General features: G+C 62.5%; 16 protein-coding genes. 11 read left to right on the plus strand and 5 right to left on the minus strand.

All coding sequences use genetic code 11. The features are described 5' to 3' along the window. Nucleotide 1 precedes the first annotated feature (1 nt). A complete protein-coding gene (locus ACIPZH_RS08950) occupies nucleotides 2-862 on the minus strand; it encodes a DUF6279 family lipoprotein (protein WP_400627303.1) in 861 nt (286 codons plus the stop codon). 132 nt (nucleotides 863-994) lie between these two features. Between ACIPZH_RS08950 and ACIPZH_RS08955 the strand changes: the two genes are divergently transcribed. Then, nucleotides 995-1831: a S1 RNA-binding domain-containing protein gene (locus tag ACIPZH_RS08955; protein ID WP_241806054.1), complete on the plus strand. Its 837-nt coding sequence runs from the start codon at nucleotides 995-997 to the stop codon at nucleotides 1829-1831. A 2-nt stretch (nucleotides 1832-1833) separates the two neighbouring features. Here the strand turns inward: ACIPZH_RS08955 and ACIPZH_RS08960 are convergent, their stop codons facing one another. Both ACIPZH_RS08960 and ACIPZH_RS08965 read right to left on the minus strand, forming a co-directional pair. Next, the gene (locus tag ACIPZH_RS08960) at nucleotides 1834-2214 is read right to left on the minus strand and encodes a hypothetical protein (protein ID WP_012315687.1); all 381 of its coding nucleotides are present in this window, start codon (nucleotides 2212-2214) and stop codon (nucleotides 1834-1836) included. Nucleotides 2215-2324: 110 nt separating this feature from the next. After that, a complete protein-coding gene (locus ACIPZH_RS08965) occupies nucleotides 2325-3794 on the minus strand; it encodes a nitrous oxide reductase family maturation protein NosD (protein ID WP_400635974.1) in 1470 nt (489 codons plus the stop codon). A gap of 245 nt (nucleotides 3795-4039) precedes the next feature. Between ACIPZH_RS08965 and ACIPZH_RS08970 the strand changes: the two genes are divergently transcribed. From ACIPZH_RS08970 to def, 3 genes are all read left to right on the plus strand, one after another. Continuing rightward, nucleotides 4040-4219: a CsbD family protein gene (locus ACIPZH_RS08970; RefSeq protein ID WP_267817971.1), complete on the plus strand. Its 180-nt coding sequence runs from the start codon at nucleotides 4040-4042 to the stop codon at nucleotides 4217-4219. A gap of 154 nt (nucleotides 4220-4373) precedes the next feature. Continuing rightward, the gene (locus ACIPZH_RS08975; protein WP_241806058.1) at nucleotides 4374-5327 is read left to right on the plus strand and encodes a YihY/virulence factor BrkB family protein; all 954 of its coding nucleotides are present in this window, start codon (nucleotides 4374-4376) and stop codon (nucleotides 5325-5327) included. Beyond that, complete coding sequence (gene def / locus ACIPZH_RS08980) at nucleotides 5324-5860, plus strand: peptide deformylase (protein ID WP_267817967.1); 537 nt, start codon at nucleotides 5324-5326, stop codon at nucleotides 5858-5860. Before ACIPZH_RS08975 ends, def begins: the two co-directional genes overlap by 4 nt. Here def and ACIPZH_RS08985 read toward each other — a convergent pair. Next, entirely contained in the window at nucleotides 5815-6264 is a 450-nt protein-coding gene (locus tag ACIPZH_RS08985; protein ID WP_241806060.1) for a GNAT family N-acetyltransferase, read from the minus strand. The two genes, def and ACIPZH_RS08985, sit on opposite strands and share 46 nt — an antisense overlap. A 276-nt stretch (nucleotides 6265-6540) precedes the next feature. On the opposite strand from ACIPZH_RS08985, the gene ACIPZH_RS08990 reads away from it, so the two are divergent. Next, nucleotides 6541-6798 carry a DUF2790 domain-containing protein gene (locus ACIPZH_RS08990; protein WP_008098787.1) on the plus strand — a complete coding sequence of 86 codons (258 nt, stop codon included), beginning with the start codon at nucleotides 6541-6543 and terminating at the stop codon, nucleotides 6796-6798. A gap of 55 nt (nucleotides 6799-6853) precedes the next feature. Here ACIPZH_RS08990 and ACIPZH_RS08995 read toward each other — a convergent pair whose 3' ends face one another. After that, the gene (locus ACIPZH_RS08995) at nucleotides 6854-8215 is read right to left on the minus strand and encodes a PLP-dependent aminotransferase family protein (protein ID WP_400636085.1); all 1362 of its coding nucleotides are present in this window, start codon (nucleotides 8213-8215) and stop codon (nucleotides 6854-6856) included. Between the two features lie 76 nt (nucleotides 8216-8291). Here ACIPZH_RS08995 and ACIPZH_RS09000 point away from each other — a divergent pair, with 76 nt between their 5' ends. The 6 genes from ACIPZH_RS09000 to ACIPZH_RS09025 all read left to right on the plus strand — a co-directional run bounded on the left by ACIPZH_RS09000 (nucleotide 8292) and on the right by ACIPZH_RS09025 (nucleotide 12702). Then, nucleotides 8292-9260, plus strand: a complete 969-nt coding sequence (locus ACIPZH_RS09000; RefSeq protein WP_400635975.1) for a threonine dehydratase — start codon at nucleotides 8292-8294, stop codon at nucleotides 9258-9260. A gap of 111 nt (nucleotides 9261-9371) precedes the next feature. After that, nucleotides 9372-10016: a LysE family translocator gene (locus ACIPZH_RS09005; protein ID WP_267817959.1), complete on the plus strand. Its 645-nt coding sequence runs from the start codon at nucleotides 9372-9374 to the stop codon at nucleotides 10014-10016. 126 nt (nucleotides 10017-10142) lie between these two features. Continuing rightward, entirely contained in the window at nucleotides 10143-10568 is a 426-nt protein-coding gene (locus ACIPZH_RS09010; RefSeq protein ID WP_400635976.1) for a YybH family protein, read from the plus strand. Nucleotides 10569-10612: 44 nt separating this feature from the next. Continuing rightward, nucleotides 10613-10957: a YciI family protein gene (locus ACIPZH_RS09015; protein ID WP_241806064.1), complete on the plus strand. Its 345-nt coding sequence runs from the start codon at nucleotides 10613-10615 to the stop codon at nucleotides 10955-10957. Between the two features lie 21 nt (nucleotides 10958-10978). Beyond that, complete coding sequence (locus ACIPZH_RS09020; protein ID WP_241806065.1) at nucleotides 10979-11464, plus strand: SRPBCC family protein; 486 nt, start codon at nucleotides 10979-10981, stop codon at nucleotides 11462-11464. Next, the gene (locus tag ACIPZH_RS09025; protein ID WP_400635977.1) at nucleotides 11464-12702 is read left to right on the plus strand and encodes an RNA polymerase sigma factor; all 1239 of its coding nucleotides are present in this window, start codon (nucleotides 11464-11466) and stop codon (nucleotides 12700-12702) included. Before ACIPZH_RS09020 ends, ACIPZH_RS09025 begins: the two co-directional genes overlap by 1 nt. The last annotated feature ends 31 nt before the right edge of the window (nucleotides 12703-12733 follow it).

Below are 12733 nucleotides of genomic sequence, written 5' to 3' on the forward strand. Positions count from 1 at the left end.
CCTAGCCCTTCAGGCACTTGAGCTCACTGAAGTCGGTACGCACCTTGGCCAGCCGCTGCTCAAGGTACTGCCGCTGGGCCGGGCTACTCTGTTGCAGCAGGTCGATCAACAGGCTGCGTGTCTGCTGCTCGCTGTTCTCAAAGGCGGCGCGGTATTGCGGGGTCCACAGGCTTTCCTTGCGCTGCAGCAATTGCGCCAGGCGCGGTTCGAAACTGGCATCGCTGCGCTGGTTCATGGCCAGCATCAGCTGTTGTTGCCAGTGCGCACGGTTGGCGATCCACTGGCGGTTCTGGTCGCCCAGCGCCTGTGCCCAGGTTTGCACACGCTGGCGTTGTGCGGCGGTGAGTTCGCCGAACCAGGGTGCCAGGCGCTTTTCCATGCGCTCGGCGCGGCGGGCGACTTGTTTGGGCAGGGGGGTATCGACGTATTTCTTTTGCCGTTCACTGATGTCTTCACGGAATGCATCGCCCATCTGTGCGACCTGGGCGTCGCTCATGCCACGCAGCAGCTCGGTGGCCGACGGGGTGATCGCTTCTGCGACCCGACCGATCGCCTGGCGGGCTTCATTCATGCGCTGTTGCAGTGCCTGGTCAGTGACCTGCCCCTCGGCGACCATGGAGCGTATGCGGTCGAGCCAGTCCAGGTAGCCAGGCAGTTGGGTCGTGCAATGCCAGGCCAGGTGCTGCTTGAGCCGTTCGTCGAGCAGCGACCGCTGGTCGCGGTTCATGGCCAGGTAGTCGTCCAGCGACCACGGGACCAGCCGGTCGAGGTTGCGGTAGGCCAGGTCTATACGGCTGCAGGCCACCAGTGCCAGCGCGAATGCCGTGGCGATGATCAGGGCTTTGGACAGGCGTAGAAACATGTGCTGATCCCTTGCAGATGGCTGGCCACACGGTAGACGCGAGTACCCCGCGACGGTTCCGCCGAATCAGCGGTCGGGCGGCGCGCTGGCTTCAGGTGTAGAATAGTCGCCTTGTCTTGAGGAACATCGGAAATGGCTCTGCTTGGGCGTTACAACAGTTTGCAAATCGTGAAACACGTGGACTTCGGCCTCTACCTGGACGGCGGCCCCGACGGCGAGATCCTGCTGCCCGGGCGCTATATCCCGAAGAACGCCGAAACCGAGGTCGATGACTGGCTCAACGTGTTTCTCTATCTGGACAGCGAAGACCAGCTGATCGCCACCACCGAAAAGCCCAAGGTGCAGGTGGGCGAGTTTGCCAGCCTCAAGGTCAAGGACATCAACGGTGCGGGCATCTTCCTCGATTGGGGCCTGTCCAAGGACCTGCTGATGCCGTACTCGGAAGAGGCGCGGCCACTGAAGGTCGGCGATTACTGCGTGGTGCATGTCTACCTCGACAAGCGCACCCGGCGCATCACCGCCACGTCACGCCTGGACCGCTATCTGGACCGCACCCCGGCCGATTATCAGGTCGGTCAGCCGGTCGAGCTGCTGGTGGCGGGGGAGACGCCGATGGGCTTCAAAGCCATCATCAACAACCGCCATTGGGGCCTGATTCACAAGAATGAGATCTTCAAGTTCATGCGTTCGGGCATGCATGAGAAGGGTTTCATCAAAGAAGTGCGCCATGACGGCAAGATCGCGTTGAGCCTGCAGCCGGTCGGCCAGGCCCTGGCGGACGGGCTGCATGAGCAGATCATGCAGCGCCTGGAGGCCGAAGGGGGCGTGTTGCCGGTGTGCGACAAGAGCGACCCAGCGGTGATCAGCCGCATGTTCAACGTCAGCAAGGGCAACTTCAAGAAGGCCATCGGCGCGTTGTTCAAACAGGGCCGGATCGTCATCCATGACGATCGCATCGAGCGGGTCTGAGGTCAGGCCTGCACGAATGTGCTGAAGTCGAGCTGCTCGCCGCCCGGGCGGGTGTCGCGCAGCAGCGAATCACGGTCGGCGCTCAGCGCCAGGCTGATGGTCGAGCGGCGCTTGCCAGCATTGCGCACTTCCATCTGCTCCTGATGCGCCTTGAGGAAGTTGGTGGGGACCTTCAGGTGCTGCAGTTCGTCGCTTTCAGGGGTGTGCAGCAGCAGGTTGACCCAGTCGGGCTGACCCTTGCGCAGCAGCGCCACCGGCACTTCGAACCACCACAGGTTGCGTTTGGGGTCGAGGATGGCGAACAGCGTGTTGGCACTGGTCAGCACTGGCTTGGCCAATGCTTCGTTGCGCCGGGCAATGGCGGCGGGTTTGTCGAGTTTCATGCAGGTTCCTGCGGCGTGACGCTATAAAGGGCTGCATTGTGAGGCGTGGCGGGTGGCGGAGCAAGGTTTGCGGGCCTCCTCGTCGCGTACCGGCGAGGAGGCCATCGACCCTAACGGCGAAGCGGCTGGCTCAACGCGGAGGTCGCGCCGTCTGCCGTGGTCACGGTGGCGGTGAAGCTGCGCATCCCCTCGGCATTCTCCAGCACCTGGGCAAACTGCGCCTGCCCCTTGGCATCGCTGTTCACCAGCACTTCCCCTAGGTACTGCTCGGCCTCAGTGCCTTGTACCTGGGCATTGCCAAACAGCTCGATCCGCAGCAGGCTCGATGCCGGGCCCTGCACTTCACCGCGCAGCACATTGCCTTCCAGGGCCAGCAGCCGTGGGGCTTGCTGGTTGTGGTTGGGCAACGCCTGGCAGGGCTTGGGCTGGCCCTGGGCATCGCAGATCACGGCCTGGTCCTTTTTCGGCAGCTCTGCACCGACCCCGCGTGAACCTACGTACAGTGCATGGGCCTGGGCTGGCACGCCAAACACGATGGCGCCTGTGCGCTGATCGGGTACGCAGGAGCCGCCAGCTTCGCAGCGGCGGATAGCCTGGCTGTTGCCCCAGATCCGGTTACCGGTCAGGCGCGTGGTGGTGACCTCCGGCTCTGGGCGCAACGCCACGCCGATGCGGTTGCCGTGGATCAGGTTGCCGTCGAGGATATTGCCTTGGCCGGTGACGCTGACCCCGATCGAGTTGCCGCTGAAGGTGTTGGCGCCCAGATAGTTATGGTTGCCCCAGTTGATCTGCAAGCCGTCGGAGTAGTTTTCGAAACGGTTGCGGACCACGCTGTTGTCGTTGCCCAGCAGAATCTCGATGCCTTGGGACGGCTCTGGGTTGGCGTCAGTCGAGCGGAACAGGTTGTCGGCCACCAGGTTGAACGCTGCGCCGCGGGTCAGCTCCAGGCCGTCGCCATTGTCGATCAACTGGTTGCGCAGCACCTTGTTGTTGACCGTGGTGGTGGCTGTGGGGTTACCGGCACCGTCATCGCCGGTGAGCATGATGCCGGCACCGCCCTTGTTGGCGACGATGCGGTTGTCTTCGATGACGTTGTGGCTGGCGCGGTTGACCAGAATGCCGATGCAGAAGTTACGCACTTCCAGGCCACTGAGGTGGACGCCCTGGGTGTCGCGCAGCACCAACCCGGGGTTGGTGGTGGTGCGCACGTTGGTGCCGAACTGGCCGGGCAGGGCGCCGGGGCAGGTACGTACACCCTGGTCCTTGATGTAGCCGGCGCCGTCAATGGCGATGTATTGGCCGTCGCGCGCCCAAGGCAGGCCGGTGATCTGCACCGGGCCTTTGATTTCAGGCAAAGCGCGGGTCGGCCGGATGACGAACGGCGCTTGGCCGACTGCGGCGATGTCGATGCGGTAGTGGCCGGGGTGCTGGTTGCTGGTTTCGATCGCCCAGCGCAGGGTGCCTGGCTGGCCGTCGTCGGCGTAGCGGTCGACCCGCAGGGTTTCGGTGGCCGGTGCGCCAGCGAGCGCAGGCAGGGGAAGCAGCGGCAGCAAAGCTGCGAGCAGGGGCATCAAACGCATGGGTGCAGGGTTCCGTAAGCTGTTGTTTTTATAAGCATGCAGCCGCCATTGGGCTGCTGTTTGCCCGCGATTCTAGGGCAGCAGGCCGGCAATGCGCAGGCGTAGGTAGCCGATTCAGTGCGGTATTCGCCCGCAGATTTACCGCTCGGCTTGCGAGTGCAAAAATGTTTGAAACTCCTGGCGTGGCCGCTGGGTCCACCTTCTGTCGACACGGTTTACGTGTCTCCATTTGCAGGAGATTTGCCATGAGCGGCACCAAAGACAAAATCAAAGGTATGGCCAACGAAGCAGTGGGCAACATCAAGCAAGGTGTTGGCAAAGTCACCGACAATGACAAGCTGCGTGCGGAAGGCAAGGCCCAGGAAGTCAAGGGCGAAGGGCAGCAGATCAAGGGTGACGTCAAAGATGCTGTGAAAAAGCCTTGATTGAGGTTTGACCACAGCCCCGTCGCCTGCAGACGGTGATGGGGCTGTTGTTCAAGGCTGCGAATTTTCTTCAAGTCCAGCAGGGAGCAGCACACCAGTCGCGTGGTCTATTAGACTTCCCTGATGTACTGATCAAGCGGCGAAAGGAGACGCTATGATTTTTCCCGACCTGGGTGGCTTGCCCCTTCACCGTATTCTGGTGCGCACCGTCAAGGAGTTCCTTGACGACGAGATGTCCACTTACGCCTCTGCGCTTGCTTACCAGATGCTGTTTTCCTTGTTCCCGTTCCTGCTGTTCCTCATTGCACTGATCGGCTTTCTGCACTTGCCGGACTTTTTCTCCTGGCTGCGCCTGCAGTCGGAACTGGTATTGCCCCCCCAGGCGTTGGAACAGGTCAACCCCGTCATCGATCAGTTGCAGCAGTCCAAAGGTGGCCTGCTGTCGGTGGGTATCGTCATCGCGCTGTGGACTGCATCTGCAGGCGTACGGCTGATGATGAGTGCCATGAACGCCGCCTATGACGTGCCCGAAGGGCGCCCGGTGTGGAAGCGCATACCGTTGTCGATTTTCTATACCGTCGGCATTGCCGGCATGTTGCTGGCGGCGGCCGCATTGATGGTGCTGGGGCCGCAGGTGATGGAGTGGATCGCCGCGCAGATCGGCATGCAGGAAGTGATCGTCACGGTGTGGACGATCTTGCGTTGGCCGGCAATCATCATCCTGATGATGGTGGCGGTGGCGGTGATCTACTACGTAATGCCCGACGTGAAACAGAAGTTTCGCTTCATCACCCCAGGCTCCGTGCTGGCGGTGGTGGTCTGGATCATCGCTTCGCTGGCTTTCGCTTACTATGTGAAGACTTTCGCCGATTACAATGCCATGTATGGCAGTATCGGTGCGATCATCGTGTTGCTGTTGTATTTCTACATTTCTGCCGCCGTGTTGTTGTTGGGTGCGGAGATGAACGCTGTGATCGAACACATGTCCGCTGAGGGCAAAGACCCTGGCGAAAAGGACTTCGATGGCGATGAACCCAAGCAGACCCTGACCGTGCTCGGCCATGAACACCCTGCCGAGCCCCAGCCCACCGAGCCGAACCCGCGATGATCCGTGACATCCTCAAGATGGGCGACGAACGCCTGCTGCGCGTCGCTGCACCCGTGCCAGCCCACCTGATCGGCAGCGCCGAACTGCAGCAGTTGATCGACGACATGTTCGAAACCATGCGCCATGTCGGTGGCGTCGGGCTGGCCGCACCGCAGGTCGGTATCGACCTGCAACTGGTCATTTTCGGGTTCGAGCGCAGTGAGCGTTACCCGGATGCCGAAGCGGTGCCACAGACCATTCTTCTCAACCCGGTGATCACCCCGCTGTCCACTGAGATCGAGGAGGGTTGGGAAGGCTGCTTGTCTGTACCCGGCCTGCGCGGGGTCGTGCCTCGTTACAAGCACATCAGCTATGAGGGCATCGACCCGCAGGGCAACCCGGTCAACCGGGTCGCTGATGGGTTTCATGCCCGCGTGGTCCAGCATGAGTGCGACCACTTGATCGGGCGGCTGTACCCTTCGCGGATTCAGGATTTCGCCAAGTTCGGTTACACCGAGGTGCTGTTCCCTGGCCTGGACGCCAGCGACGATTGACCCTGCACCATCGCCATCAGCCGTTTGCTGCGTTGATAGCGGGCCAGGCGTGACCCCAACGCTTCAGGCAACACGCTCGCAGGGGAGAAACCCAGGCGTTGGTAAAAGGCTTCGAGGTCCGGGTGGCAGAACAGCCACGTTGGGCCACGCCCTTCGCCCAGTGCTGCGTGGACCAGGCGTGCGGCGACACCTTGGTTTCGCCACGCTGGCGCTACCAGCAGGCCGGTGAGCCACTGGCCACCGGCAACAGCGCTCAAGCTCAAGCCAGCAATGATTGCGCCGCTGCGCGCCACCCACAACTCACCGTCGCTGGCTGCACGCATACGCGAGCCATGCTGGCGATAGAAGTGGTCCAGCAGCCGCCGTTCCAGGTCGGTCAGTGGGGTACAAAGGAGTGGAGGCATGGCGTTCCGCTGGCAAACAGCTCTAGCCCAATGATTTCGGGCCATAAAACCGTTTCGCTTTGTCGCAGATTGTTGCAAAAACTGCAAGGGTGAATGTCCGAGTTCGGGGTTCAACTATTCCATGCCGGGAGTAGAATTTCACCTATCCCCCCTGGCAGTACGACACAGCGGGATCGGTACTTCGTGTCATCTTTGCAGTTGATGACAACTTCTCCGCGCCATTGACGGCATATGAAGTCAATCGATCAGCTTGATTGATTCAAAGGCCAAACATCCATGAAACCATTACTGATTCTTGCACTGGTCGGTATGTCCTCGTTCGCCCTTGCCGATGAGGCCAAACCCGTTTCCACCGAGCCTGTGGCCCAGCAGTACGACTATTCCATGAACCTTGACATCAAACGGGTGATCAACCTCTCGACCATCCCCAATGTCTGCGAAGTGGTGCCTGCGACCATGACCTATGAAGACCATCAAGGCCAGGTGCACACCATTCAGTACCGGGCCATGGGCGAAGGTTGCCAGCAGGGTTGATGGCCCTGCGTCAGCGGCCTATTCGCACCGGGCAGTAGCGGGCAGGCCGCTTGCGTCACCCTCGGGTCAGTACCTGCCGCACCACCTCCAGCCCACGTTTGAGTTCAGCCCGGCTGCTTGCCGCCGACAGGCTGATGCGCACGGCCTGCACCTCGCTCGCGCCAATGGCGAAGACACTCGCCGGGACGACTTCCACACCTTGCTCACGGCACCGCCGTACCACCCCCTCAGCCCCCTGCGGCGTGCCCAGCCACGCATGGGGTGAAGGCTCGCCTGTGTTGTGCAACCCATCGGCCAGCAGCCTGCGTGCCAGGCGCCAGCGCTGGCTAAGTTCTGCTTTCTGCCAGGCCAGCCGCCGGGCGGCAGTGCCGTCATCGATCCACTGGCAGGCGACATGCAGGGCCAATGGCGACACGGGCCAGTGGCTGGCCTGGGCGTGCGGGTCGACCTGTGACAGCAACTTCGGGCTGGCCACGATCCAGCCCAGCCTCAAGCCTGCAGCCACCGTCTTGGACAGGCTGCTGATGTAGATCCCCTGATCGCCCAATAATGGGTAGAGCGGCGGTCGTCCGCTGAGCGCGCCATAAACATCATCCTCGATCACCAGCAGCCCCAGGCGTTTGACCACCCCAGCGATTGCCTGGCGGCGACCATCATCCATGCAGGCGCCTGTGGGGTTGTGCAGGGTGGGGGTGGTTACCAGCACGCGGGCACCGCTGGCGCGCGCCACCCGGTCCAGGTCATCGGGCCGCAGGCCTTGGTCGTCCAGGGCCACGCCATGTACGGGCAGCCGCAGTTGCCGGCAGGCGGCCTTGATGCCCGGCGCGGTCAGGGCTTCAAGCATCACGGGCTCGCCCGCCTGGCAGAATGACTGCAGTACCAGTGCCAGCGCTTGCTGGGCCCCGCCGCACAGCAACAGTTGCTCCGCCGACAGGGCCAGGCCGCGATTGGCCAGCCAGTGGGCGCCACGGATGCGCCCCAGCAGCAACTGCTCGGGGCCCAGGTAATGATCGAGCAAGCCCTGGTCGCGATCTTGCAGCAGCTGGCGCAAGCAGTCGTGCAGATCATGATTGTGCGGATCGGCGACTGGCACATTGGTCGACAGGTCGATCAGCGTTTTTTGCCCTTCGCAGTGCTTGAGGCGAAACAAGGTCGCTTCCTTGCTTCCAGCCAGCACATAGGTCCCGCGGCCCACTTCGCCGGCCACCAGGTGGCGGGCGGCGGCTTCACGGTAGGCTTGTTGGGTGGTGCTGGGGTTCAGCCCCAGTTTCCAGGCCAGGCGCCTTTGCGGCGGCAGGCGGTCACCGACCTTGAGCACGCCGCTCTCGATCGCGTTGCCTATTGCATCGACCAGTGCCAGATACCGGGGTTGGTCATCATCGACGAGCTGCGGGATCCACACGAAATTGCTACCCATGCAATATAAGGTTGTACCCATACAATGCCCGTCGCTTAGGATCGGATCAACTACACACCGAGAAGGGATGATCGCCATGTTCGACCTCGCCGCCCTGCGCGAAGCCGCCGATTACGTTCACCAACACGTACCCGCTACCCCCCAGCACGCCTGGCCGTTGCTGGCTGAGCGGCTGGGCTGCAAGGTGTGGGTGAAGCACGAAAATCACGCACCTACCGGGGCCTTCAAGGTCCGGGGCGGGCTGGTGTATGTGCGCTCGCTGCTGGCCGGCGGCAATCCTCCCCGCGGGCTGGTGACCGCGACACGTGGCAACCACGGGCAAAGCATGGCCCTGGCGGCGCGGCAGGCAGGTATTGCGTTGGTCATCGTAGTGCCTGAGGGCAACTCCTCAGAGAAGAACGCTGCCATGCGCTCGCTGGGCGCCGAGTTGGTCGAGTACGGTGTGGACTTCGATGTGGCCCGTGAGGAGGCCGCGCGGCTGGCTGAAGAATTGGGTTATGCCATGGTGCCTTCGTTTCACCCGGAGTTGGTGCGCGGCGTGGCCACTTATGCCCTGGAGCTGTTTGAGGCTGTGAGTGATCTGGACTGCGTTTACGTGCCGATCGGCATGGGGTCGGGCATTTGCGGGCTGATCCAGGCGCGTAACCTGCTAGGTTTGAGTACCCAGATCGTCGGTGTGGTGTCCAGTGCCGCCGATGCCTATGCACAAAGCTTCGAGCAGGGTCGTATCGTCACCACCGCTACTGCTGAAACCTTCGCCGATGGCATGGCTTGCCGGGTACCCCATCCACAAGCCTTTGCCCTGGTGCACGAACATGCTGCGCGGATCGTGCGGGTCACCGACAGTGAGGTCGCCGAGGCCATGCGGGTTTACCACGAGGCTACGCACAACACTGCCGAAGGTGCAGGCGCTGCAGCGCTGGCTGCGTTGATGCAAGAGCGCGAACGGCAGGCCGGCAAGCGTGTGGCGGTGGTGTTGAGCGGGGCGAACGTGGACCGGGGCCGGTATGCGCAGATTCTCACGGGCAGTGAAGGTTTTGAATGATCCTTTTGCCATGAGTGCCAGCTGGTTTTGACAGCATTGTTGTGATGGGAACCTGATGCAACCTACTCGTGGTAGGCTCTACGGCGCTCATCAGCGGCCATCGAGTACCCCATGCCTTTCTCCAACGGTTTTCTCCTCAGCCTGTCCCTGTGCCTGGATATCGGTGTGGCCAATATCGCCATGATCACCTTGGCCATGCAGCGCGGTTTCCTGCAAGGCTTCTGGCTTGGCCTGGGGACGTGCGTCGGTGACCTGGTGTACGCAATCGCAGCGCTGGCCGGCATGACCGTGTTGTTGCAGTTCGAGAGCGTGCGCTGGGCCTTGTGGCTGGGTGGTTCAGCGCTGTTGGTGTGGTTCGCCCTGAAGATGCTGCTGGCGGCCTGGCGCGGCGGGCATATGCAAGTGCGTAGCGAGGCGGTGGCGGAATCGGCCTGGCGCGAGTTCATGCGAGGTATCTTCCTGGCCATGTCGTCGCCCACCGCCATTTTGTGGTTCGCCGCTGTCGGTGGCGTGCTGATTTCCCGTTCCGGTGGCGGTAGCGTGCTGGAGGCCGGCTTGTTTCTTGGCGGCTTTTTCGCCGCAGGGCTGGTCTGGTGCCTGAGCCTGTGCGGCATCGCCAGCCATGGTGGGCGTCTGCTCGGTGACCGTTTGCTGACCTGGTCGTACCTGCTTTCGGCGGCGATTTTCTGCTATTTCGCGGTGTACGTGATCGTTTCAGGTTATCGCGAATTCATACTGGCCAGCCCGGCGGTGTAGGCGGCTACTGGGGGGCAACCACGCTCTTCAGCCTTTTTTCTGCCTGTTGTCGATTTGCTGCGCTCCCGTTCGACCAGTGGTGAAGGCGCCGAGTACCGGCGCCACCAGCACGTCGGAGAGCCCCTCATGAATACCCAGGCCGAAAGCGAAATCCGTGAACTGATCGAGCGCTGGATGCAAGCGGTGCGCGATCGTGACATCCCAGCAATCACCGCCCCCTATGCCGACGACATCGTCGCCTTCGATGCGATAAAGCAATTGCAGTTCAAGGGCAAGGCCACGTACCAGGCCCATTGGGAATTGTGCATGGGCTTTTGCACCGGCCCGATGATTTTCGAATTGGCCGAACTCACGGTATACGCCGATGGCGACCTGGGCCTGGCCCATTGGCTCAACCGCTGCGGCCCGTCGGACGACGAAAACCAGTGCGGTTTCATGCGTGTCACCGTGGGCTATCGCAAGGCCGCCGGCCAGTGGCGGGTCATCCACGAACATTGGTCGGCGCCTTTCGATATGGAAACCCAGAAAGCGCTGTTCGATCTCAAACCCTGATCCGCTATCGCCAAACGCACTTTGCCAATGCCGTGGAGATCACCATGAAATACCTGTGCCTGGTCTATTGTGACGAGGGGCTGCTGCACAGCCTGCCCGACAGCCCCGAAGACGCCGAATGCATGGCTTACGCCGAGTCGCTGCAGCGCTGTGGGCGGATGCTCGCGGCCGAGGCGCTGAAACCGGTGCAGACCGCAACCACGGTGCGCGTGCGCAGTGGCCACATGAGCCTGACCGATGGCCCGTTCGCCGAGACCAAAGAGCAGCTCGCGGGTTTTTACCTGGTCGATGCCCGCGATCTCAACGAGGCATTGAACATTGCCAAAGGCATCCCGGCAGCACGGGTCGGCAGCGTTGAAGTGAGGCCCGTGCGCGACCTGCAACCCTGACCGCAACGGAGAACAACAAGAATGAGCCTTGCCCAACCTGCGCAAGCGCAGCACGAGTTGTCCATCAGCCGCCTGATCGACGCCCCGCCCGCCAAGGTGTTTCGTGCCTGGACCGAGCCACGGTGGCTGATGCAGTGGTGGGGGCCGCATGGCATGACCACGCCGGAATGTGAAATGCAGCTCTGGGTCGGCGGCCTGTTTCGCACTTTGATGCGCGCGCCCGACGGTACCGAGTACCCCACCCAGGGTGTGTTCCTGGAGATTGCCGCGCCACGTCGGCTGGTGTTCACCGATGCGTTCGGGCCAGGCTGGGTGCCGTCTGCCAAAGCCTTCATGACCGCAGTGGTGACGTTTGACGAGGAACATGGCAAGACCCGCTATACCGCTCGGGCCTGGCACTGGAGCGCTGCCGACTGCACGGCCCATGAAGAAATGGGGTTTCACCAGGGGTGGGGAGAAAGCCTGGACCGCCTGGTGGAGGTGGTGACCCAGCGGATGCCGGACTGATGGCAACGCTGTTGCAGGTGCGCGCTGAAATCGAGGCGGTTTACCGCCGGGACTCACGGCGTATCCTGGCCACGCTGATCCGCCTGCTGGGGGATTTCGACCTGGCAGAGGAGGCCATGCATGATGCCTTCTTCATTGCCGTCGAGCGCTGGCAACGCGACGGTATTCCGCAAAATCCACGTGCATGGCTGGTATCGACCGGCCGTTTCAAGGCCATTGACGCGGTGCGGCGCCGCGCGCGTTTCGACCGTTCCCAGGCTGACCTGATCATGCTCATCGAGGGCCAGGGGCCAGACCCCAGTGAAGAGGCGTTGCTCGCCGATGATCGCCTGCGGCTGATTTTCACATGTTGCCACCCGGCCCTGGCTGCCGATGCGCAGGTGCCTTTGACCCTGCGCGAAGTCTGTGACCTGACCACCGAGCAGATCGCCCGTGCCTTCCTGCAGAGCCCGGCGACCATCGCCCAACGCATCGTGCGCGCCAAGGCCAAGATCCGCGATGCACGCATCCCTTACCAGGTGCCGGAGCTGAACGAATTGCCTGAGCGCCTGGAAAGCGTGTTGCGGGTGATTTACCTGGTGTTCAACGAAGGCTATTCGGCGTCTTCGGGCGAGGCTTTGTTGCAGCAGGCGTTAAGTGACGAAGCGATTCGGTTGGGCCGCTTGCTGGTGCAATTGCTACCGGACCCGGAGGCGGTCGGGTTGCTGGCGCTGATGTTGTTGCAGGCCTCACGCCAGCGAGCACGGTGCGATGCCGAGGGCAATCTGGTGCTGCTCGACCAGCAGGATCGCAGCCTGTGGGACAGTGCGCAAATCAACGAAGGTTGTGAACTGGTGCAGCGGGCGTTGCGCAGCCGGGCGTTCGGTGCCTACACGGTGCAGGCGGCCATTGTAGCGGTGCATGCGCAGGCCAGGAGCGCCAGTGAAACAGACTGGGCGCAGATTGTCGGCCTTTACGATGTGCTGCAGCGGCAATGGCCGTCCCCAGTGGTGGCGCTCAACCGAGCGGTGGCGCTGGCCAAACGGGATGGGCCGCAGGCGGGGTTGGCGGAGGTTGAAACGATCCTGGCGACGGGTGAGTTGCGCGACTACCACCTGGCGCATGCGGCAAGGGCGGAGCTGCATTGCCAGTTGGGGCAGGTAGAAAAGGCCCGTGCGGCCTGGCGGCAGGCGCTGGACTTGACGCGTCAGGCGCCGGAGCGGCGGCATATCGAGGGCAAGCTCAAGGCGTTGGAATGACCCGGCAGCACCGGCCCTGTCGCCGGTACTG

It is taken from the genome of Pseudomonas sp. NPDC089758 (assembly GCF_044748705.1).
GTDB lineage: Bacteria > Pseudomonadota > Gammaproteobacteria > Pseudomonadales > Pseudomonadaceae > Aquipseudomonas > Aquipseudomonas putida_X.

Coding starts and splice junctions, on each gene's coding strand:
- ACIPZH_RS08950 (WP_400627303.1), bottom strand. CDS start 862: ATGTTTCTACGCCTGTCCAAAGCCCTGATCATCGCCACGGCATTCGCG.
- ACIPZH_RS08955 (WP_241806054.1), top strand. CDS start 995: ATGGCTCTGCTTGGGCGTTACAACAGTTTGCAAATCGTGAAACACGTG.
- ACIPZH_RS08960 (WP_012315687.1), bottom strand. CDS start 2,214: ATGAAACTCGACAAACCCGCCGCCATTGCCCGGCGCAACGAAGCATTG.
- ACIPZH_RS08965 (WP_400635974.1), bottom strand. CDS start 3,794: ATGCGTTTGATGCCCCTGCTCGCAGCTTTGCTGCCGCTGCTTCCCCTG.
- ACIPZH_RS08970 (WP_267817971.1), top strand. CDS start 4,040: ATGAGCGGCACCAAAGACAAAATCAAAGGTATGGCCAACGAAGCAGTG.
- ACIPZH_RS08975 (WP_241806058.1), top strand. CDS start 4,374: ATGATTTTTCCCGACCTGGGTGGCTTGCCCCTTCACCGTATTCTGGTG.
- def (WP_267817967.1), top strand. CDS start 5,324: ATGATCCGTGACATCCTCAAGATGGGCGACGAACGCCTGCTGCGCGTC.
- ACIPZH_RS08985 (WP_241806060.1), bottom strand. CDS start 6,264: ATGCCTCCACTCCTTTGTACCCCACTGACCGACCTGGAACGGCGGCTG.
- ACIPZH_RS08990 (WP_008098787.1), top strand. CDS start 6,541: ATGAAACCATTACTGATTCTTGCACTGGTCGGTATGTCCTCGTTCGCC.
- ACIPZH_RS08995 (WP_400636085.1), bottom strand. CDS start 8,215: ATGGGTAGCAATTTCGTGTGGATCCCGCAGCTCGTCGATGATGACCAA.
- ACIPZH_RS09000 (WP_400635975.1), top strand. CDS start 8,292: ATGTTCGACCTCGCCGCCCTGCGCGAAGCCGCCGATTACGTTCACCAA.
- ACIPZH_RS09005 (WP_267817959.1), top strand. CDS start 9,372: ATGCCTTTCTCCAACGGTTTTCTCCTCAGCCTGTCCCTGTGCCTGGAT.
- ACIPZH_RS09010 (WP_400635976.1), top strand. CDS start 10,143: ATGAATACCCAGGCCGAAAGCGAAATCCGTGAACTGATCGAGCGCTGG.
- ACIPZH_RS09015 (WP_241806064.1), top strand. CDS start 10,613: ATGAAATACCTGTGCCTGGTCTATTGTGACGAGGGGCTGCTGCACAGC.
- ACIPZH_RS09020 (WP_241806065.1), top strand. CDS start 10,979: ATGAGCCTTGCCCAACCTGCGCAAGCGCAGCACGAGTTGTCCATCAGC.
- ACIPZH_RS09025 (WP_400635977.1), top strand. CDS start 11,464: ATGGCAACGCTGTTGCAGGTGCGCGCTGAAATCGAGGCGGTTTACCGC.